Raw genomic sequence first — 21,341 nt, 5'->3', positions numbered from 1 at the left:
TCGAGATTATTCTACATAATATTCCATTATACACGACTCGCTGATCATTTTCTTAACAATTCCCTCGCTAACGTAAATGCAGAGCTTACTTTCGATGCTTTGCCGTACTTGCGAATATATTCGTAGTCCGTCAGTACAACCCCGGCATCCTGAATCGCATAGGCGAAATCGGCGTCCAGCATGAGTTTGTATTCCCATACCCGCTTCTCCCAATCCGGAATATCGGCTAGCATACGAGAATGATCCACAGCAGGATGAATATAGGTTTCACTAATTCCTTCCGGTAGGTCGTACATCTTCGCGATCATCGACTGCTTGAAGCTTTCGTATGTCTCGCCTTCCTGAATGTGAAAAGGATGAGAAAGAAGATAATCCGGAATCGCCACCCCAAGCACGCCCGCAAGCGCGGAGGCTTTAATAGCGGCCTTCTCTACCCCTGGAATCGAAGATAACAACGGATCTGCTGGATGGACTTTACGGAAGAGCCGGAACGGCAGCTTCCACTTGGCGCATTGTTTCAGTACTTGGAGGATATGGCTCCGGCCCGTAGCCGTACCATATAAGCTGCCCATATGATTATCTGCATGCGTGGGCAGTATATTGAATCGACGTACCGCCTCATACTGAGCGGCCAGTTCTTTCATGACCGCCCCGGTATCGGCATGGCGTTCGAATTGTTCGACCGTCTTATGCATATTACCGCTCTCGTCGTGAAGCGAAGAATGTCCCGTTAGGCTCTTCCAACGGATCGCATCGAACTCGCTCGTAAGCGTAAGATGCAACCCAACGTTGGCCTGCCCTCTGCGCCTGCACCAATCCGCCGCTTCTTCGAACCCGGGAGCCGGAACCATCAATGTCGCAGATGAAACTTTGCGTTCTTCCAGCAAGTGCATGATCGCTTCGTTCATCGGCGGGCTCTGGCCGAAATCGTCGCAATTAATAATAAGGCGCTTAGGACTCATCGGCAGGCTTCCTCTCTATTCTCACGAAGAACGAAATGATAATAGAAATAACAAGCAAGCCAAACGGAACTACACTAATCAAATATCGGAATGTCGCTTCCGGGTTCGGTCCGGGATTGTCCCCGCTCTTATATCCGAAGAAAATGCCTACAATAAGAAAAGCCAGAGCGGAGATCAGTCCGCTGGAGCGAATGATAAAACCGCTGACCGCCGTATAGATTCCTTCGCGCCTACTGCCCGTCTTGGCGAAATCCTGATCGATAATCGAGCTATTGACCATCGGCGGCGACACAAGGAAACCCGCCAAGCCGAATCCGACCAGCACCCCCGCGATAATCCCGGTTGCGAGATTCGTTCCGAACCATAACGGAATAACAGATAGCGCATAGGTGAAGAACGACAACCTCCAGCCTTTGACCGGGTCCATTTTACGAAGCAACCAGTACCATGCGCCTACGAGCGGGATGACCGAGACGAACACGGAAGCGAGTAAAATCGTATGTTGATTATCGGGAATTCCAAGCACGTATTTCGCGTAGAAAGGTAGAGTCGCGCTGAGCAAGCCGTTCACGGTCTGCGCGAATGAATTGGCGAAGTTGACCAGCCAGAACGTTTTGTTCTTCAAAGTTTGCTTGAATGCCTCTTTGAATCCGAACTGCGGCGTTCGGCTCGCTTCCTCGTCTTCCTTAATAAACCGCAAACACAAGAGCATGAATATTGCGAAAACGAGAGCGTATATGATCGACATATTGCTAAAGCCCATGGAATCGAACAGCAGCGGCGTAAGCGCCGTACCGATGAGCAGGGCGACAATCTGAAAGCCTTGTTGGACGGCGGATGCTTTCGTGCGGAGACGATCTCCCTTGAATAGCTCCGGGAATAACGCGCCGTAGTTCACCCAGATGACGGTGGCGACCGCTTCGTACAATACGAGAGCGATGAGAAACCAAGTAAACAGTCCCATCTCCGATAAATCCTTCGGAGGAGAGAACACCATGATGAACGTGAGCATGAAGAGCGGAATCGCGCCGAATAACCATGGACGCCTACGTCCGTATTTGGTCTTCGTCCTATCGGACCAGTAACCGAATAAAGGCTGGTTAACCGCGTCCCAAATGAGGAAAATCGTTCGTGCTAGAGTTGCTAACCCCAGACCCAATCCCAGCTTATCTACGTAATAATAGCTGTAAAAAGTGCTGAATGCTTGACTGGGAATCATCATCGCCAGCATTCCGAAGGCATACATCATCGGGGAATTCATGTACCGTTGTCTCATGGAACACCCTCCGCCATTCGATTATATTGTAAACGCATTCATAAAAGGATTGCTCTAAACCTTCTCCTCCGAATTCCGCTTTCCTTCCCTATATATTCATCTCCTTCTAGCATATGCACGTCTTTCTCTTTTTGCCGACACGATTCATTTTGACGATTTTATCGATATAGTCAGATGCCAACGGCACTTTACAGGCCGTCTGCCCCACATTCACGTGAACTTTGCCGATCTGGTTCGCCACCCTGACCGCTTCTTCGTGAAGCTGCGTTACATAGGTTCCGACGACAATGACAAATGTGTTCATGTTGTAACGGACTCTGTTCCGCTCTTCATGAATGCCTGCCTCAATGTGCCGCAGCAACGTTGCGATCTCTTCCCTATCTAATTGTTCATCTGGCGTGATGGAAATATAATTCGCGTAAGTGCTCCAACCGCACGTCGCAATCTGTTCATCAGACGATTGGATCCACTCTCTGGCGAGTTCGACCGCATAAGGGCTTTCCGCCGCGACTCCCGCGACCGTATACTCTGCGATCATGTACCAATAGGCCTGCCTTGCCCACTCCTGCAACATTTGTTTCGTTGCCGTCTTCGGATTAACGGTCAAGCCTGCCAAATACATCGCATCGCTATTGCCGGTCGCGTATAAAGCGCGTGCAACCTCTTGATCTTTCTTAACTTCCTTGACCAGCTTCTTCAGATCTCCCACCCGAACGCCGAATAACGGCTCCTTCGCTCCATGACGAATGAAGGTGCTTTTCGTCTGTTCCGTGCCTAGCTGCCCTAATTTCTCCATAATTTCATTAACCGTTACCGTCATCTTGCTCCCCCGTTCCTGCTGCGCTTATTCCCTCGATGCTTATTTATTCTTCTCGGGGCAGAGGATCTCCTTCCGATCATTGCGTGATTCCCGTGTTCACGATTTGCAAGGATACACGAATATCGAACGGAATTTGAGGATACTCTTTGATCCAATCGAGCTGCTTCCATAGCTTAGGATGATACGACATAAGCCTGCGTGCAATGCCGAAACCGTCGTGTTCCGCCTTTTGCATCTTGTGAACGATCATCTTAGAGTCGTCCGTCAGTTGTTCCGATAGGATCCGCTCCAAGTTGTTCATGACCGTGATGTCATAAAGGTGATTACTCGGATCCTCCACGACGGTGACCCTCAGCTTCAAATGAAGCTTCACGCTGATATCTTGTTTGTTCGAGACCTTTACTTTGAGCTTACGTTGTATTTTTTTAACGTCTATGGTGACATAATCATAGCTATTCGACGCGTTTATTTTTTTTGACTTCAGCGTCATCCTTAGATCTCTTCCCATGGAGTCGGACAATAGAAGATACAATCGCGATTCGTCCGTGTTTAATATTTCCGTCATTTTGGTTCCGCTGAACAAAGCGATGCCGTTCAAACTCGGCATTCCGCCTTTGTTTACTAAATAAGGGAGCGCGAAATCATATCCCCGATCTAACGGATGGAGCGTTTGGATATTGATCCGGGGAATGGCGGTCGTCTGCTCCATGCCTTTGAGAAGGTCGTCGATATGCAGGCCGATCGTCTTATTGCCGATCTTCCTGATACGAATTAAATCCTCCGCTTTCCCTTTCGTTACCGCTACTTTGGCATTTAAGGGGCTCTTAGGATCGCGATAATACACGTCGAAGTAAGGCAAGAAATCATGGTTTCTTACGAACTCCTCTCCCAATAAAAGCACACGTATCTTGACCGGGGAATAGCCGCCGGATACTTCTTGATTCAGCAGTTCCCTTGCATGTTGCGTGCTTCGCGCCAATACCGAATGAACCTCACTGGAATCATTGGCTCCCGATTCCGAGACCTGGATATCCCGAATAGATACCGTTGCCCGAAGCAATCCGTCAATCCCTTGATCAAACCCGCCTATACTTACGTTTCGCTCGTTCTTTAACAATTGCTGATCCCAGCATCCGCATAGGATAAGGATGGCGGATCCGATCACTATCCACGCTAAACGCCGTCTCATCCTTCCGCCCCCTCCTTCCCCTTGATTCTAAACAAGTAAGAGATGCAGAGCAGAAGGAATGGGAGAACGACGAGAGCGATGGCCGCTATGATCCCTACGATAATCTGCATTTTATTGATCAGCTCCTGATCATGAGGGTAAAGCGAAATACATAAGATCAAGAGGGCAACGTAAGGAACTGCCCCGGCATGCTTTTTCTTGCCGAAAATAGATGCAACCGCTTTAGCTCCCATGTACAAATAGGCCATGACCGTCGTGATAACCACAACTGTCCAAATCGTCAAGAAGTAGAGATCGGCACGCTCGATTACCGTGAACGACAAAGCCTTCACCATATACAATACGGGCTGCGGGATAATTTTAAGCTCCTCGGGACTGAACACGATCAGGCACATAAATACCATAAAACTGTATACAAGGGTTGAGAAAACACAAGCAAAAAGGGTTGCCTTCAGAATCCCCTTGCTCCCCCCCTTCACGTAGGGATAACAGAGCAAAATCATTTCAAAGCCGTACAACGAATTCATAGATCGCAGCATCCCCTTGAGGACGTTAGATATCCCGGACTCGTTGATCGGCAAGATATACAGGATGTTAGCGTCCTTGTACGCGTATGCGGCAATCAGGATTAAGACAAAGATCAATCCGAAGGTAAGCACGAAAAACCGCGCGATCAATCTTATATTTTCCCGGGCCATATAGAGTGCCGTCGCGAGCATCAGCCCCAATATGACCCAACGCGGTGTGATCGGGAAAATCCAATCCCTAACGACATCGGTGAATAGTACCAAAACCATGCTGCATTCCAAAATAAACGCCAACCCATAAAAGATTTGCACGATTTTACCCGCGAACTTCCCAAGCAGCTTCGGCAGAAATTCGAATAAGGTCATGGTAGGAAATCTTCGGTTCAATCCCCACATGACCACGCTAAGCAATAATGCCGCCATCCCGGCCAGAAGGATCGAAATCCAAGCATCATTGCGGGCAACGGATTCCACGGATGAGGGCAGGAATAAGATGCCCACGCCGATCTGCGCTTGAATAACGACGATCATAAACTGTCCCGCAGTAATCTTTTCTTTAGCCGCGATCATCGCCCGTCCCCCCCTTCGAGCGTTTCTCTTGAACCAATTGCTGAGGGTTCGGGTCAATTGGGCGTTCATTCAGCTTCCAGAATGGAAGGCGAACGAATGAATCCTTCCAATCCCTCAGACGCATGGGAGAAGCCGGCGCAAAATAAGGGGAACCAAAAGACTCAAGCTTGCAGAGATGTATCAAGATTAACGCGAAGCCGATACAGATGCCTAGAAAACCGAGCAGAGACGCGGCGATCATGACCGGAAACCGTAACAATCGAACGGAATAACTCATTTCGTGGGAAGGAACGACGAAGGAGGCGATCGCCGTTAAGGCCACGACGGTGATCATCGGATACGATACGAGCCCGACCCGGACGACCGCATCCCCGATGACCAAGCCGCCTACGATGCCGATCGATTGGCCGATTGGGGCAGGTAAGCGCATCCCCGCCTCTCTCAGCAACTCAATCGTCAGTTCCATGAACAAAGCTTCTAGAATAGGAGGGTAAGGAATTTTCTCGACGCTGCCTTTGATTTGGTAGAACAGTTCCATCGGGATCACTTCGTAATGGAAGGACACGACCGCGATATAGTAAGAGGGTAGAGCAATCGCTATGAAGAAGCTGAACAATCGCAATAACCTTATGAATGAACCCGCCAAGGAGCGGCTGTTATAATCATCAGGCGATTGATAAAACGTGAAGAAGGACACGGGCATGATCAAGGCTGCCGGAGTTCCCTCCATGAGAAGAGCAACGCGTCCCTCCAACAGATTGGCCGCTACCCGGTCCGGCCGCTCCGACTGCAAAATTTGCGGAAATGGAGAAAAGGATTGATTCTCTATGTATTCAAGTACCAGAAGTCCATTCATAACATTATCCGCGTCGATCGCCGTTATTTTACGATCGATCTCCTCGACCAGCTCCGGATTAGCTAGATCGTTCAGGTAAACGATGGTTGCGTCGGTCTTGGTCATCTTGCCTAACGAGTATTTGCGTACGACCAAGTTCCGACTATTAATCTGCTTGCGAACGAGTTGAAGATTAACTTGCATGCTTTCAATAAAACCGTCGTGAGCCCCTTGAATCGCTTTTTCGTTCGCAGGCTCGTTTACGGCTCTGTTATTGATCTGATTCACTTGGACGGCATAGCAATCTTCGCTTCCCTCCAAGAAGAGGACGGCATATCCTCGAATCATGAGATCGATAGCCTTCTCCAAATCCGTATGCTTCTCCACGGAGGCGGCCGTCAGGTCCCGATCCGGATTCGCATCTTGCGCCTGAAGCAATGGCTTAAGGATCAATTGATGGATTTTGTCCGAATCGCAGACGGAATTAAGGTAGAGAAGGTACGCTTGCTTCTCAAAACAAGGGATTGAACGATTAACGAGATCCTCCGTATGGAAAAGGGCTTGGTGCACGTATGAAATGTTTTCTTGAAGCGTGGCTGCAACTTTCTCTTCAGTCGGCGGGGTCCGTCTGACATTTGCTGCGCGAGCACTCTTATGCCGATTGTTAGAAAATACTTTACTGAAAAAGCCCATACTTGCACCCCATGTCTCTAATTCAATTCAGGATATTGTTTCCAGACAGGAGTACTCTTATTCTTGAATGAATAGCGCTTCATTAGCTAGGAATTCCGCACATTAAAAAGGCCGCCACGATTGTGGCGGCCTTCCGTCATTAAATTATAAGCTGGCCGTCAGGATTTGGACCACGTCGTCCTTCGACAGTTGCTTGAACGTGCCGATCGGGCCGAATTGCGTGGCTTCTTCGGCCATCCGGTCAATATTCTCGTCGTTAATACCGAGTTCACCGAGCGTCGTAGGAGCTCCGATGCGCGTGAAGTACGCCCGGGTCGCCGCAATGCCTGCAAGCGCGATTTCATTGTCGGTCTTACCCGTAGGATCAACGTTCCACACCCGCACCGCGTACTGCACGAACTTGCTCACTCGCTCTTTGTACACGTGCTTCATCCAGTTCGGGAAAATGATCGCCAATCCCGCGCCATGCGCGATGTCATAGATCGCGCTCACCTCGTGCTCGATTCCGTGCGACGCCCAGTCAGTCGTGACGCCGTTCGGCAAGGTGCCGTTCAATGCAAAGGTGCCTGCAAGCAGCAGATTTGCCCTTGCATCGTAATCGGAACCGTCGGCGATTGCTTTCTCCCCGTTCTCGATAACGGTAAGGAGAATGGATTCCGCGAATCTTTCTTGCAGCGGGATATCCGTTGTCAGGCTGAAATATTGTTCGAACACGTGCGACATGATATCTACGATACCGTTAACCGTCTGATTCGCGGGCACGGTATATGTAAGCTTAGGATCTAGTATAGAAAATTTAGGATAGACGAATTTGCTGCCCAAACCGCGTTTCTGCTTCGTCTCCCAATTGGAGATAACGGCATTGCCGTTCATTTCCGATCCGGTAGCTGCAAGAGTCAATACAGTGCCAATCGGCAATGCTTCTTGAATAACCGCCTTATGAATCGTGAAATCCCAGACATCCCCGCTATATAGGGCTCCCGCCGCAATCGCTTTAGCCGCATCGAGTACGCTTCCGCCTCCGACCGCGAGCACAAATTCGATTTTCTCCTTCCGGCAAATCTCGATCCCCTTATTCACGGTAGATAAACGCGGATTCGGTTCAATACCGGACAACTCGTGCACGGTCGCGTCAATCGCGTTCAACTGGAATAGAACGTCTTCGTAGAGCCCGGATGTCTTAATGCTCCCGCCGCCGTATACGAGCAAGATCCGCTTGCCATAAGGTTTAACTAACTCGCCTAACTGTTTAACCTTATCCGCTCCGAAGACCAGCTTCGTCGGATTGTACAATTCAAATGCGTTCATGCTCAGTATTCCCTCCCAGGCTCATTAGTTTAGAGTTCCAATCCTTAGTGTACCATTATCTCCGGCGACAAGCACATCTTACCGGGTATATCGTTGAATTTGCACCTATGTATTCCACAGCTCATATTCCATGTACAATAAATCCTATACTCAAATAAATAGGGAGTTATCGTATGGTTGCGGCGCTGGCTTTTTTCGAAGGGTTTTTGTTTTCCTTGTCTTTATGTTTCGACCTGGGAATGGTGAACGTCGCGATTATGAAAACCGGAATGGAGAGAGGTTTCAAGCCCAGCTTCATGATCGGATTCGGTTCCTGCTTCGGGGATTTGTTTTACCTCACTCTAGCCCTTCTCGGTGTGAGCGTTATTTTCGAATATCAAGCAGTAAAGTGGGGGCTCTGGATAGTCGGATCCGGCGTCCTATTCTATCTCACTTATAAAATGCTACGAGAAACGTGGAAAGCCAAAACGCTCGATGCCAATCAGACCGTTGTCGTGGAACGTTCCCTCTTCCGAGATTGGATTGCCGGAGCAGGGCTGGCCATGGCGTCGCCTACCGTTATCGCATGGTTTGCTTTCGTTGCGGGTCCTATCATCGCAGGCTCGAAGTTCAAACAAGAAGGCGGACTTCCTTACTTCATCCTAGGCTTCTTCGCTGCCGGATTGCTCTGGTCGCTTGCCGTTGCCTGGATGAGCAGCCTCTCCGGCACCTTATTCAAGAAGTCAATCGTCAGGGTGCTAACGTTCCTTTCCGCGCTTCTGTTCTTATACTTTGCGATTAAAGTTTTCTACACCGGGCTGATGGACGTATTAGGATAAGGCTTGCCGGAGGGCGTATCGTTAGTGAATGATCGAACGGTAAACCGTTTGCTTGTGTCTAAGCAGCAGAAAGGGGAACAACCATCAGGTTGTTCCCCTTTCTTCATGCAGTTGCGATTGTGCGTAACTCCTATCGAACAATTAAAGCTCCCAACGTGACGGCACCTGCTAATCTACTCTACATCGCGAAGAAGTTTCTCTACCGCCGTCAATCTCCCGCGAATTTCCGCGAGCTCTTGAATGACCTTGTCTTGCCCTTCCTTAGCTTGCTGCTGGGCATGGAGCGAGGACTCCGCAAGCTTGCGGTAATGCTCTTCTCTAGCAATATCCCCGCTATTCGCGAGTTGCAGGTGCTTGGCCTTATACTTCTGTTGGATCGTAACAATGTAAACCGTCATCCCGATTAACATGAACATGAAAAACAATCCCATTCCAAGATATCCATACATATTATCGCCCATTTAATTTTCCTCCTTAGTATGGGGGGCCTCAGTGCCCTCCGCAGCTTTATCGTGGAGTGTTCTGACCGCTTCGGTGATGAATTCCGGCGTTATTCGATAATCAAACTCGGCTAGCTCGAAATACTTCATCGCTTTACCGTCATCGGACAGTTCCAATTTTCCGATAACGAGCCCTGCCGTTTCCAGTCGTTGCAAATGCATATAGAGTAACGGTCGGCTCATCTTAATCTCTCTTGCAAGCTCGCTTACGTATTTGCGCTTTTCCCTTAAGGAAGCTACGATTCGTAAACGATGAGGGTTAGCCAAAGCTTCGAACACCTGCAGCAGCTCGTTCCCTGTTACATCCATCGTGATTACTCCAATTCGTAAATCGTATTTACTGATGGCCCAATGCGCGAACGATAATCTCCCATCGCCGCATTCCACCTTTCCGAATACACGTCAATTTATTTATAACACCTGTAATAATATTATTACAGGTGTATTGTTTTTGTAAAGCCCATAACTAAATGAATATGAAAAATATTACAAAAAACCGATCAGCCTCCTCGTAAGGAGTGCCGACCGGTTATGCTAGGGATTATGAATTTTAGTGGGCGGAGCCCGATTGGTCGATATGCCGCAGATGCCTGCGATTAATGAGAATAAAACCAACCGAAGCAAGGACGAAGCCGCCGCCTACGTAGAACGGAACGTGCGGATTGTACCATTCCGCCAATTTGCCCGCGAAGAACGGTGCCGCCGCTCCTCCGAGAAACCGCAAGAAGCTGTAAGATGCGGAAGCGGTCGCTCGTTCAACCGGGGCTGCCTGCATGACCGCCGTCGTGATCAGCGTATTGTTATTGCCTAAGAATGCACCGGCAAGTATGACTGCCACGATAACGACTTCTCGGGTCGAGGTCCAAATCCCCATAGCGACAAGAGTAAGCGCGAATAGGGTTAGCATCAGGCACATCGACTTGATCGTCCCGAGCTTCTTCTCCAGTTTCGGAGCCATGAACACGGAGGTCAGAGCCAACAAGACCCCCCATCCTAAGAAGACGTAACCTAAGCCGCGTTCTTCTAGATGCATGACGAACGGCGAGTAAGCAAGCAAAGTGAAAAATCCGAAATTGTATAACAGCGCCGTAATTCCGAGAACCAGGAGCGCTGGGTACTTCATTGCGCGAAAAGGATCCAATATAGAGGTTTTCTGTTTCTTGGCCGACGTCGGTGCTGCTGCCTTCGGTGATATGTTGTTCGACGTGCCCGGCATCATAAGCAGCAGCATGAAGAACGCGAATACCATTAGACCCGCAACGCCATAAAAAGGTCCTCTCCACGAGATCGATCCCAATTCTCCGCCAAGCAGCGGCCCTACCGAAATGCCGAGCCCAATTGCGGCTTCATATAAAATGATGGCTTTAGCTACGCCGGATCGGGAGAAGGATACGATCGCCGATAACGCGGTGGCGACGAACAACGCGTTACCTAACCCCCATCCCCCGCGGAGCCAGACAAGCTCCCAGATCCCATTGGAGTTTCCGCCGAGCGCGGAGAACAATGCAATGATAATAATGCCGCACAGCAGCGTCCATTTGATCCCAAGCCGTGAAGATACGACGCCGGTAATCAGCATGGCAACCGCCATAACAAGGTTATAGCTCGTAAATAGCAACGTAACGTCGCTTGCCGAAGCATTTAGCTTATGGGCGATAGCGGGTAAGATCGGATCGACTAGACCTAAGCCCATGAAGGCGATAATACATGCGAAACCGACAGCCCAAACTGCTTTAGGCTGGTTGAGTATACTCTCATTACCGATTTGTTTATCCATAATGGCTGCTTCTCTCCTCCGTTTTTCTCTACGCTTAATTATAGAAACAGCTAATCATAATGTATAATACATAAATATATATAAAATCATTTATTTAAAGCTATTAATGTGCGTATGAGGAGGTCATTTACAGTGGAAATGCTGCAGCTCAAATACTTTCAAACCGTCGCCCGCCTTGAACACATGACCAAAGCGGCGGAGCAGCTTCAGATCGCGCAGCCTTCATTAAGCAAGACAATAGCTCGGCTGGAAGAAACCGTCGGCGTCCCCTTGTTCGACCGCCAAGGACGTCAGATCCGGCTCAATCAATTCGGTAAAACGTTCCTTGAACGCGTCGATCGAGCCTTTCGGGAGTTGGAAGAAGGCGGGCGGGAAATCCGGGATATGGCGGGGTTGCACAAGGGAAGTATAAATCTTGGAGTGTCTATTACGAGTGTTCTTCCCGAATTGATCGGAGCGTTCATGAAGCAGTACCCCCAAGTTCATTTTCGCCAGACGCTAGGGACGACGGCTGCAATGAAACGACAACTGGAAGACGGCGAAATCGACTTATGCATTTCCTCGATTGCGATCAGCGGCCCCGATCTGGAATGGAAAGCGCTAATGACGGAGGAAATTTTCATTGCCGTTGCTCCCGAGCATGCCCTCGCCGAGCGGGAAAGCATTCACCTGCATGAACTCGCGCAAGAGTCTTTCATCAGCATGAATATCGGATTTTCGTTCCGGGATTTGACGGACGACCTCTGCTCTCAAGCCGGATTTACGCCCACCATCACCTTCGAGGTCGACGAACCGGAAGGAATCGTCCGCCTCGTAAGCCAAGGGCTTGGCATCGCCTTCCTTCCCGCGCTTGGAATCAAGGCTCGTGCCCGCCACTCCCTGAGAAAGATTCGGATCCTGGATCCGAATTTCTATCGAACGACCGGACTCGCTTGGTCCAAGAAGCATTACTTATCCCTCGCCACGCAGCGCTTCCGCGACTATATCGTCGAAAGTTATGAACAGATACAGAAGGAGATTTAAACTGGCCTTCGGGCACGATGAGTGCCTAGCCACTGCCCGATGAAGGCACTTTTTTGGCCTTGGGCACCATGAGTGCCTAGCTACCGCCCGATGAAGGTACTTTTTTGGCCTTGAGCATCATGAGTGCCTAGCTACCGCCCGATGAAGGCACTTTTTTGGCCTTGAGCATCATGTGTATCTAGTATTCGTTCGGTATAGGCACTTTTTTGGCCTTGGGCATCATGTGTATCTAGCATTCGTTCGGTATAGGCACTTTTTTGGCCTTCGGGCACGATGTGGTCGCACATCATAAATCTCGCAAAAAAAAGGCAGTACAGGCACGATGTTAATCGTTAGCCTGTACCGCCTCATTTTCGGCTTCGCGGAGCTTGCAATGGTTAATCTTAAGCAGATACGGAAGCTTTCTCTCCCTTTTGCAGCTGGTACATTTTATAGTAACGTCCCTCAAGCGCCATAAGCTGATCGTGGGTTCCGCGCTCGACGATCTCGCCGCGATGCAGCACGAGAATCTGGTTGGCATCGCGAATCGTGGATAGCCTATGAGCGATGACCAGCGTTGTTCGGCCTTCGCTAACGACTTTGAGCGCGCGTTGGATCAAGCCTTCGGTCTCGCTGTCGATGCTGGCCGTCGCTTCATCCAGGATGAGAATCGATGGATCGAACGCGAGGGCGCGTGCGAAGGAGATAAGTTGCCGCTGACCGGAAGATAGCGTGCTGCCCCGCTCCACCACTTGCTCGTCATAGCCTTTCGGAAGCTGCTCCACGAACGATGCCGCCCCTACGTCTGCCAACGCTTTTTTGACCCGGTCCAATGAAATGTCCTCATTGTACAAGCTCACGTTGAATTTAATATCCCCGGCGAAGAGGTAGGGGTCTTGAAGTACGATGCCCATATGCTTGCGCAAGGCTTGCTTGGATAAGGACGAGATGTCGGTTCCGTCTATGGTGATCTTACCCTCGCCCGGCTCATAAAATCCTAACAAAAGATTGATGATCGAGCTTTTGCCCGAGCCCGTGTGGCCGACTAGCGCAACTGTCTCGCCTTTGCTCGCCTCGAAGGTAATCCCCTTCAGCACGTTATCTTCGCCATTATAAGCGAACGTGACGTTCTCGAACTTCACCGCGCCTTCCGGGCGTGTGGCCTGATCGGCATCTTCGACATCCTTGCCTTCCATATCCATGATCGCGAACACTTTATCTGCGGATACGAACGCTCTCTGAGCATTGGTCAGCTGGTCGAATATTCCGATGATCGGGTTAAAGACGCGTCCCAGATAGTCGATGAACGCATAGAACACCCCGAACGTGATCGCCGCGTTCTCGATCGAAGCGCGTCCGAAATAATAGATGACGAAAGCCGTGACAAGGCCGCCTATCGTGCCGACGATATTCCGCGACGATAACGAGAACACGCGGAATTGCTTCACTTGGTTCACGTAACGGTCCTCGTTCAACTGAGTGAACTCCGCAAGCGTCACCTTTTCCCGGCGGAAAGCCTGGATAATCGGCATGACGGCGATCGATTCGTTGATCATCGCGTTCATATCGCTAAGCCGAGCACGCATGATGGTAATGTACTTCTGCGAGTATTTCAGATGAACGTACATGATTAAGGCAAACAGCGGCGGAAGTACCAACGTGTACAGGGCTAGCCGCGCATCCAAAATAAAGAGCGCCACGAAAATACCCGCCAATTGGATTAAGCTAACGACGAATGTCGCCATGAAGCTCATGAACAAATCGCGGATGGCCTCGGTGTCGTTGGCAACGCGCGATACGACCTGCCCTACCGGAGTATTATCGAAGTAACGGAGCGGAATGCGCTGGATATGCCGCATAATGTCCATCCGCATGTTCTTGATAATACGCAACGCGGTAGATTGTAAAATGTAAGATTGCGTAAAATTGCTAAAGCCGGCAAGGATCAGAAGTCCGATATACAGGGCCAATAGCGTAAGGACGGGGGCCATATCATCCGTCCGTACGGATAAATGCTTGTCGATGATCGTCTTGATAATATAAGGCCCGCCAAGCTCTGCGCCTACCGCGCAGCAAAGAACGATCATCGCTCCCAATATTCGATACTTATAGACGAGAGCATAGGCGAGAAGCCTTCTCGCGGTGGAACGTTTTGGATTCATTAGGGCCTCCTTCTATAGGGTGGGCGTTCGTGCGCATATCGTTGTTACTCTTCCAAGCTTGCTTCCATCTGCTGACGCTCCCACTGCTCCTTGTACCAGCCGCCGTGCAGCATCAGTTGCTCGTGGGTACCCTCTTCCCGAATCAGGCCTTCATCGAGCACGAGTATCCAATTCGCATGGCTGACGGCGGATAAGCGGTGCGTCGTGATCAGGGTCGTTTTGCCGGCGCGCTCTTTACGAATTTGCCCTACGATCCGGCTTTCCGTTCGGGCGTCCACCGCGGATAACGAATCGTCTAATAGCAATATCTCCGAATCGATCAATAACGCGCGCGCGATGGCGAGCCGCTGCTTCTGTCCGCCCGACAGCATCACGCCGTTCTCCCCGACGATCGTCTCCAGCCCCTCGGGCATCTGTGCAATGTCCTGAGTGAAGGAGGCCATCTCGATAGCCCGAGCGATTTCCTCCGGCGTTGCATTAGGCTTACCGAGCGCGATGTTGTCTCGTATCGACTTAGACAACAATAAGTGTTCCTGCGGAACGTAAGCTATCCAGCGCTTCATCTGGTCTAGCGCTATGTGCTCGACAGGAACATTGGACACGAAGAGCATTTCCGGCCCAAGAGAATATTGCCTTAACAGTTGTTTCAATAGCGTGCTTTTCCCGCTTCCGGTTTTGCCGACGACGCCTAACGTCTCGCCCCGTTCTAACCGGAATGAAACGTTGTCTAAGCTCGGTTGCGACGCGGTCGGATAGGTGAAGGTAAGAGACCTCATCTCGATGGACGATGGGAGTTCTAATGGAATCGGTTCTTGCGCATCCCGCAAATCCGCTTCCTCCGTCAACACTTTCTGGAGTCGGTCCGCCGATGCGCTTCCCCGTTGCAGCACGTTAATGAATTCGCCGAAAGCGATCATAGGCCATATTAGCATCCCTAAATAAATGTTAAAGGAGACGAGCTGCCCTAGCGTAATTTCATCATGAAATACCAAGTAGGAACCATAGCCGATTCCGATACAGTAGCTCACGCCGACGATAAGCGAAATCGAAGGTTGGAACAGCGCATTCAGAATGGACACCCGTCTGTTCTTATCCATCACTTCCGTCGTCATCCGATCGAACGCGCTCAGATCTCGTTCCTCTTGCACGTAGGAACGAATAACCCGAATACCGGATATCGATTCCAGCACATGCTCATTCATCCGACCGAAGGATTCCTGCGCTGCGAGGAACTTGACGCGAACTTTGGCTCCCAGCTTGCTAATGACAAGCACGAGGAGCGGCAGAGGGAGAAGCGCTGCAATCATAAGCTTAGCGCTGATAAAAGAAAGCATCATCACGATGACGACCGAAGCTCCCACGAGCGTATTGACGAGCGTCATCACTCCGTACCCCGCCGTCTGCCCGATCGCCATAATATCGTTGGTCGCCAGCGCCATCAATTGACCCGTGCTGTTCCGTTGGAAGAAGGCCGGCGTCATTTTCGTGAGGTGCTTGAGCAATCGCGCCCTGAGCAATTTCTCGATTAACACGGAATTACCGAATAAGGTCGTAATCCATATGTATACCAACACGTATAAGAGCAAACAGAGACAGACAAGCCATAACACCGTTCGATTTAATTCCCCGGATGTCAGCGTCCCTTGCTTCATGACGTCGATCATATTCCCTATTAATCTGGGCGGGATCATAGATAAAAGGCTAACCGTCGTCATTAACCCGATCGCAATCGCGTAGCTCCCCCATCTTTCCTTGAAAAACCATTTAAGACGAATAACGAAAGACAAATCTTCCCCTCCCATTTCCATTTTTTGCACATGCTTCGATATTACCGTTTCGTCCTGATGAAGTCTACGCGAACACTTAAATTTCGCTTGAAGATTTATCCCCCGTTCTCCAACCGCGTGTCGCCTTTTCCGTACCCTCGACATACTTTATACTTACCGATTCGCCCACAAGAAAACGTTCAACAAAGTTAGGGGTATGGAGCCCATGAACGACCTAAGAGCGCCAATCTCCATTCCGGAAGATGCCGCGCCCCATCCCGATTCTAATCTGGAATGGTGGTACTGTTATGCCTTTATTAACGGAGAAGGCGGCAGGCGTTACGCCCTGATGATCACCTTCTTCCGCGTCGGGGAGCTCCCTCGGCTTAAAGGCCACTATTTGATCTACTCCCTCATCCGTCTGGATCGTCCCGGCCATATCGCCCGCTCCTTCTTGGATCGCACATTGTTCTTTCAAATGACCGGGCTGTATCTTCCTTCGTATTTTCTGATCAAGCCGAACGATAAGATCACTTGGGGGCAATACGGCACGCTGTTCAAAGGGAAACTCCCCTCTCCCCATTCGTGGATTAAAGACGTATCGGTCGGCTCCCGTCCGACTCAACTTCAATGCGACCGGGCGGATTTAATCTTCAAGGACGACACGAGCCAAAATTTTACGCTCCGGATTCACGACCAAGAAGCCCGAATAGAACTCGAGTTCACGCCTAGCAAACGGCTGACGGCCATAGACGAGAAAGGCACGCTTAACGGCCTCTATTACTATTCCTCTACCCGTAATTCCGTTAAAGGACGAATCCATCATGAAGAAGGGACCGAGAGGCTGTCCGGGGAAGGCTGGTTCGACCATCAGTGGGGACGTAATTACGAGCTCCTGAAAGGCGAGGGTTGGAATTGGTTCGGACTTCAATTAGACGATGGCCGGGAGCTGCTCATCAGCCAACTGCACGCGGCCAAATCCGCGGTTCCTCCTGCTCCTCCGACCGCCATAATCATTCTGAAAGATCGTGCATCGATCTCCGTGAACGACACTAAGTTACAGCCGCTGAGAGTGTGGAGAAGCGCCAAATCCGGCATGTCCTATCCGATAGAGTGGCATATCTCCATTCCCGACTACCGTCTCGAGCTGCATGTCGCTCCCGTTCTCGACAATCAAGAAATGCCGATTATCGGCCCTATCCGCGCCATCTGGGAAGGCGCCTGCGTCGTAACCGGCATGGACCATAATAGCCATAAGCCGATCAGCGGCAAAGGATTCGTGGAGCTGGCCGGCTACGCCAAATACGCTAAACCGTAATCGTCTATCCGATAAACAATAGACTGTCCAGCGGTCACCCGTATTCAACAAAACCCTCCTAAGTCGCCATAGTAGCGTCTTGGAGGGTTTTGTTTCCCTTCTATTCTTCGCCTTCGACGTAATGCTCCTTGCAGAAGGCCGCTAGTTCCGCTTCTTCTTCGGTCTCCAAGTCGAGATCCAGATGGCGATCCGTCGACTTCTCGATCAGGTCGTAGTTCACGATGCTCCCCTGTTCCCCGTCGACCTTGTATACGACCTTAATGTATATCCCTTTATCGGAATAAATCTCGTCGTCTTCCTCGATCTCTAGATCGATCAGGAACTCGTACCGTTTGCCCGCCAAGATTTGAAAAGGGTCCTTCACCAGTTCCACGCTGTATTCGTTGACCGTAAGCATTACCTCATCCTTCCATGTTCCAATGCCTCCATTATACACTGAACCAAGCGGACGGACGAGCACCCTGCCTACCGATCCTGCTTGAACAGACGAGACAACTCCTTCTCCGCCCGATAGATCGACCCGTTGAAGGACGGCCACTTACGATCCTCATTCGCCATCAAGGCCACCCATCGCTTTTCTAATAGAGGTTTCATGCCAGGGTCCTCCTGCTTGCTTAACTTCACCAGCGCCGGAATCGCATCCATCGACAGATTGCTTATGTACTCCCGGTCGATGATTCCGCTATCCCTGAAACGCTCTATATTTTTCTCGGCGATGATCCTGTCCATTCCTACATAATTGACGAGTACGTATGCCGCCAAGCTAATAACGATGTAACACTTGGCCAACGGAACGATCGACGTTCTAATCCGGAGTGCGGCGATAATCAGCAATAGGGCTAAGTAGATCATGAACGCATGCACCAGAAAACGAATATAGGTATACCCGTAGACCTCTTCATAGAGAACGAGCCGCATGTAGGCCGAATACAGCATGACCCCTGAACAACCGATCATGATATAGAGCAGAAGCGCGTTCGTCCTCTTCAGTACGCCGTTACCCTGTCCGCCCCCATAAACTAACGACACCATCAATATGGCAAAATTAATGACCGTTACGGTCACGAGCTCAACGAAACCGCTTCTCGCATATTCCGCGTAAGTTTTCCCGTCCGGCAATGCGCCGTCCCATGCACCGAATAGATAAGAAAACTGAACCGCAACGAATAAGACGTACACCGCGTTTACCGAGATAAGCAGGGTAACCAAGATAACGGGATCGATCTTGAAGCGAGCGCCCTCGGCTATTCCTTCTTCCGCACCCGACTTCACTTGGCGCTTTGCGCTCCGTTTCGGCTTCACGAATCCCCAGAAGTAACCGAAGAACAAGAAGCCGAACACGATGATCCATACCCCTCGCATAATGCTCTCGCCGAGTGAAAGCCTGTTCCACCATTCCGGAACGCCCGTGAGCACTCGGTTGAACACGCCGTCCGCGTTAGCTAACAGGTTAACGACGATGATCAATAGCGGCAGAGCGATAACGAGCCCGATGAGCACCTTTCTCATTACGCTTTTGTGCTCCGCGTCCACCTTCCTTACGGTTGAAACCTTTATAATCCGGAACACCGTCGGGATATGGCGCAAGCTCTGTGGAATGAGATGGTCGAGCGCTGCTCCCACGATTCGAATGTCCCACCAGAAGATGTTTTTCGCACCACGCGTATAGGCGAGATGGATGAAAATAAGCGACGGGACCGCCACCATGTTCAACAGGTAGAAAATCAAACTATCGAACAGCGCATACGTCATGGAGAGCAACAGGATGACCACGAACAAAAACCAACCGAAACCGGTGATCTCCCGCAGCTTGTCTTTCCGGTCATGGAACAAATAAACATACAGCAGGATAACGAACAAAGGATAGGATACCCCAGGAATGTTGCCATAGAACAAATATTGATGGACAAAGGCGAGGGCGAAAGCCCCGATCAAGTCCACCATGGATCGTCCTAACCAAGCTTTTCGATTCGTACTCACGACGATACCTCCGCTTCCTGACTTTCTAATGCCTATTGTAGATGCTAAAATAGGAAAATAAATAGAAATAACAGGTCTGGAAATTTCCTATTTTAAAATAGAGCGGGGTACCGTATGAAAATTCATCAACAGTTCCTTCAGCTTCATTCTCGGTTCGGAAGCGCGGCCTCCGTCGATACCACGTTGGACGAGATTGGCCGAATGCTTGATTGCACCCCTCGCAATGCGACGAATATCCTCCGTTCGATGAGCGATAACGGCTGGATCGCATGGCATTCCTCGCGCGGCCGCGGTCGCCGATCGACGCTGCAGTTCCTCGTGCAGCCCGAAGAAATCGCGGTTCAGTCCATGCTTCAAGCCATTAACCGCAAAGACATTACGCGCGCGATCGATCAGGTCAGAATCCATCGGCAGTCTTCCACGCTGCAGGAGCATTTGCAAGGCTGGCTGCTCACTTATTTCGGCCACCATACCGAGATGAGAAGCGATCGGCAAATCGACACGTTGCGCATTCCCATTCGTCAACCGCTGCATACGGTCGATCCTCTGTATATGAATCTACTAGCCGAATCTTTCGTTTCCAGCCATATATTCGACGGTCTCGTCCGTCGAAACGAACGTCACGGCGAAATACTGCCGAGCATTGCTCATGCATGGGAAGTGGATTCCGGCCGCACGGAATGGACCTTCTTCCTGCGCAAGGAGGTTCTGTTCCATCATGGTAAAGTGATGACCGCCGAGGATGTCGTGTACTCGTTCGAGCGGTTGATTCGGTCGTCCCGCAGGACGCTGTATAGCTTTATTTTCAAGCAGATCAAGGCCGTGCGAGCCCTTACCCCGACAACCGTAACCTTCCAGCTCGAAGAGCCTAACGAGCTTTTTCTCCCGTTCTTATGCACCAGCCGGGCGGCTATCGTTCCGAAAGATCTCAACCAGTTGGGTAGCCTGCGATTCGGCACCGCCCCGCTAGGTACTGGTCCCTTCAAAATTACCGAGATGAACGAGGGGCAATGCGTGCTCGAGGTGTTCGCTCCGTATTTCCAAGGGAGAGCCCATCTGGACCGGGTCGAGATCGTTCACGTTCCATGGGCTACGGAGGATGCGGGAGCGTTCGGGCATTCGGACAGCCTATCTCTTTTTCATGTTATCCCGAACGCCTCGGCCGCCGAACATAACTGGAGCCACATCCACTCGGATACGACCGTCAGAAAATTTATCACCTGCAACACGCAAAAAGCCGGACCGTTAACCGATCCGACCGTTCGCGCTCATCTATTCGGTTCTCTTGCCGGGGATTTGCCGCCGATAGACGGCCAAGCCCCCTCGCCAACCGTTATTCAAATCGCGACGATCCCGCCCTATAAGCCGGATGCCGAAGTCTTGGCCGAACGGCTTGATAAATCCGGTTACGCCTGCAAAGTCGTATCCGTCTCGCCGGAGGAATTCAAAGGGGCAATTCGGCTGGAGTCCGATTTGATCTTGTTCTCCTTGTTCCGCGATCAGGACGAGCAGCTCCGGCTCGTCGATCTGTATCTCACCATCGCCGAACACGTCGATTCCCATACCCGAATCGATATCGAGACAGCCCTTCATCGCGTGATCAGACAACCCGATCCTCTCGTTCGCTCGGGCGAATTGGACAAAATCGAGCAGCTTCTGATGAAGGAGCATCAGCTGTACATTTTATCGGAGAAACCATTGCCGACTACTTTCCTCCCCTCCGTACGGGGAGTCACCTTCAACTCTCAAGGCTGGGTCAATCTTCGCACGATCTGGTTTCCTCCCGTGATGCCCGAATAACTCAGTTCTCCGCATCTCCTGAATTCCTTCGGGAGGCC

General features: G+C 50.6%; 18 protein-coding genes. 4 read left to right on the top strand and 14 right to left on the bottom strand.

The window, feature by feature from the left end:
• Positions 1-44: 44 nt before the first annotated feature.
• The 7 genes from L3D05_RS08830 to L3D05_RS08800 all read right to left on the bottom strand — a co-directional run bounded on the left by L3D05_RS08830 (position 45) and on the right by L3D05_RS08800 (position 8,180).
• Entirely contained in the window at positions 45-962 is a 918-nt protein-coding gene (locus L3D05_RS08830; protein WP_239615663.1) for a polysaccharide deacetylase family protein, read from the bottom strand.
• On the bottom strand, positions 952-2,238 hold the full coding sequence (locus tag L3D05_RS08825; protein ID WP_239615662.1) for an MFS transporter: 1,287 nt from the start codon (positions 2,236-2,238) through the stop codon (positions 952-954). The genes L3D05_RS08830 and L3D05_RS08825 overlap by 11 nt, the downstream gene beginning before the upstream one ends.
• 106 nt (positions 2,239-2,344) lie before the next feature.
• Positions 2,345-3,058: a DNA alkylation repair protein gene (locus L3D05_RS08820; protein ID WP_239615661.1), complete on the bottom strand. Its 714-nt coding sequence runs from the start codon at positions 3,056-3,058 to the stop codon at positions 2,345-2,347.
• Positions 3,059-3,134: 76 nt separating this feature from the next.
• A complete protein-coding gene (locus L3D05_RS08815; RefSeq protein ID WP_239615660.1) occupies positions 3,135-4,247 on the bottom strand; it encodes a Ger(x)C family spore germination protein in 1,113 nt (370 codons plus the stop codon).
• The gene (locus L3D05_RS08810; RefSeq protein WP_239615659.1) at positions 4,244-5,344 is read right to left on the bottom strand and encodes a GerAB/ArcD/ProY family transporter; all 1,101 of its coding nucleotides are present in this window, start codon (positions 5,342-5,344) and stop codon (positions 4,244-4,246) included. Before L3D05_RS08810 ends, L3D05_RS08815 begins: the two co-directional genes overlap by 4 nt.
• Positions 5,331-6,872, bottom strand: a complete 1,542-nt coding sequence (locus L3D05_RS08805) for a spore germination protein (RefSeq protein WP_239615658.1) — start codon at positions 6,870-6,872, stop codon at positions 5,331-5,333. The genes L3D05_RS08810 and L3D05_RS08805 overlap by 14 nt, the downstream gene beginning before the upstream one ends.
• 144 nt (positions 6,873-7,016) lie before the next feature.
• Positions 7,017-8,180: an iron-containing alcohol dehydrogenase gene (locus tag L3D05_RS08800; RefSeq protein WP_239615657.1), complete on the bottom strand. Its 1,164-nt coding sequence runs from the start codon at positions 8,178-8,180 to the stop codon at positions 7,017-7,019.
• A 173-nt stretch (positions 8,181-8,353) separates the two neighbouring features.
• On the opposite strand from L3D05_RS08800, the gene L3D05_RS08795 reads away from it, so the two are divergent.
• Entirely contained in the window at positions 8,354-8,998 is a 645-nt protein-coding gene (locus L3D05_RS08795; RefSeq protein ID WP_239615656.1) for a LysE family translocator, read from the top strand.
• A 173-nt stretch (positions 8,999-9,171) separates the two neighbouring features.
• Here L3D05_RS08795 and L3D05_RS08790 read toward each other — a convergent pair whose 3' ends face one another.
• From L3D05_RS08790 to L3D05_RS08780, 3 genes are all read right to left on the bottom strand, one after another.
• The gene (locus L3D05_RS08790; RefSeq protein ID WP_239615655.1) at positions 9,172-9,459 is read right to left on the bottom strand and encodes a hypothetical protein; all 288 of its coding nucleotides are present in this window, start codon (positions 9,457-9,459) and stop codon (positions 9,172-9,174) included.
• Complete coding sequence (locus tag L3D05_RS08785) at positions 9,460-9,807, bottom strand: ArsR/SmtB family transcription factor (protein WP_239615654.1); 348 nt, start codon at positions 9,805-9,807, stop codon at positions 9,460-9,462. It lies immediately after the preceding gene.
• Positions 9,808-10,048: 241 nt separating this feature from the next.
• Positions 10,049-11,275: an MFS transporter gene (locus L3D05_RS08780; protein ID WP_239615653.1), complete on the bottom strand. Its 1,227-nt coding sequence runs from the start codon at positions 11,273-11,275 to the stop codon at positions 10,049-10,051.
• A 132-nt stretch (positions 11,276-11,407) separates the two neighbouring features.
• On the opposite strand from L3D05_RS08780, the gene L3D05_RS08775 reads away from it, so the two are divergent.
• Positions 11,408-12,298: a LysR family transcriptional regulator gene (locus L3D05_RS08775; RefSeq protein ID WP_239615652.1), complete on the top strand. Its 891-nt coding sequence runs from the start codon at positions 11,408-11,410 to the stop codon at positions 12,296-12,298.
• A 383-nt stretch (positions 12,299-12,681) separates the two neighbouring features.
• On the opposite strand, the gene L3D05_RS08770 is transcribed toward L3D05_RS08775, so the two are convergent.
• Entirely contained in the window at positions 12,682-14,439 is a 1,758-nt protein-coding gene (locus L3D05_RS08770; protein ID WP_239615651.1) for an ABC transporter ATP-binding protein, read from the bottom strand.
• A gap of 44 nt (positions 14,440-14,483) precedes the next feature.
• Positions 14,484-16,226: an ABC transporter ATP-binding protein gene (locus L3D05_RS08765; protein WP_239615650.1), complete on the bottom strand. Its 1,743-nt coding sequence runs from the start codon at positions 16,224-16,226 to the stop codon at positions 14,484-14,486.
• 205 nt (positions 16,227-16,431) lie between these two features.
• On the opposite strand from L3D05_RS08765, the gene L3D05_RS08760 reads away from it, so the two are divergent.
• Positions 16,432-17,523 carry a lipocalin-like domain-containing protein gene (locus tag L3D05_RS08760; protein ID WP_239615649.1) on the top strand — a complete coding sequence of 364 codons (1,092 nt, stop codon included), beginning with the start codon at positions 16,432-16,434 and terminating at the stop codon, positions 17,521-17,523.
• Between the two features lie 100 nt (positions 17,524-17,623).
• On the opposite strand, the gene L3D05_RS08755 is transcribed toward L3D05_RS08760, so the two are convergent.
• On the bottom strand, positions 17,624-18,061 hold the full coding sequence (locus tag L3D05_RS08755; RefSeq protein WP_369417961.1) for a DUF6509 family protein: 438 nt from the start codon (positions 18,059-18,061) through the stop codon (positions 17,624-17,626).
• Positions 17,989-19,503: a DUF4153 domain-containing protein gene (locus L3D05_RS08750; protein ID WP_239615648.1), complete on the bottom strand. Its 1,515-nt coding sequence runs from the start codon at positions 19,501-19,503 to the stop codon at positions 17,989-17,991. Before L3D05_RS08750 ends, L3D05_RS08755 begins: the two co-directional genes overlap by 73 nt.
• Before the next feature lie 114 nt (positions 19,504-19,617).
• Between L3D05_RS08750 and L3D05_RS08745 the strand changes: the two genes are divergently transcribed.
• On the top strand, positions 19,618-21,303 hold the full coding sequence (locus tag L3D05_RS08745; protein ID WP_239615647.1) for an ABC transporter substrate-binding protein: 1,686 nt from the start codon (positions 19,618-19,620) through the stop codon (positions 21,301-21,303).
• Positions 21,304-21,341: the final 38 nt, after the last annotated feature.

The organism is Cohnella mopanensis, from assembly GCF_022352055.1.
Taxonomy (GTDB): Bacteria; Bacillota; Bacilli; order Paenibacillales; family Paenibacillaceae; genus Cohnella; species Cohnella mopanensis.
This window is presented reverse-complemented; position numbering and strand designations above follow the sequence as displayed.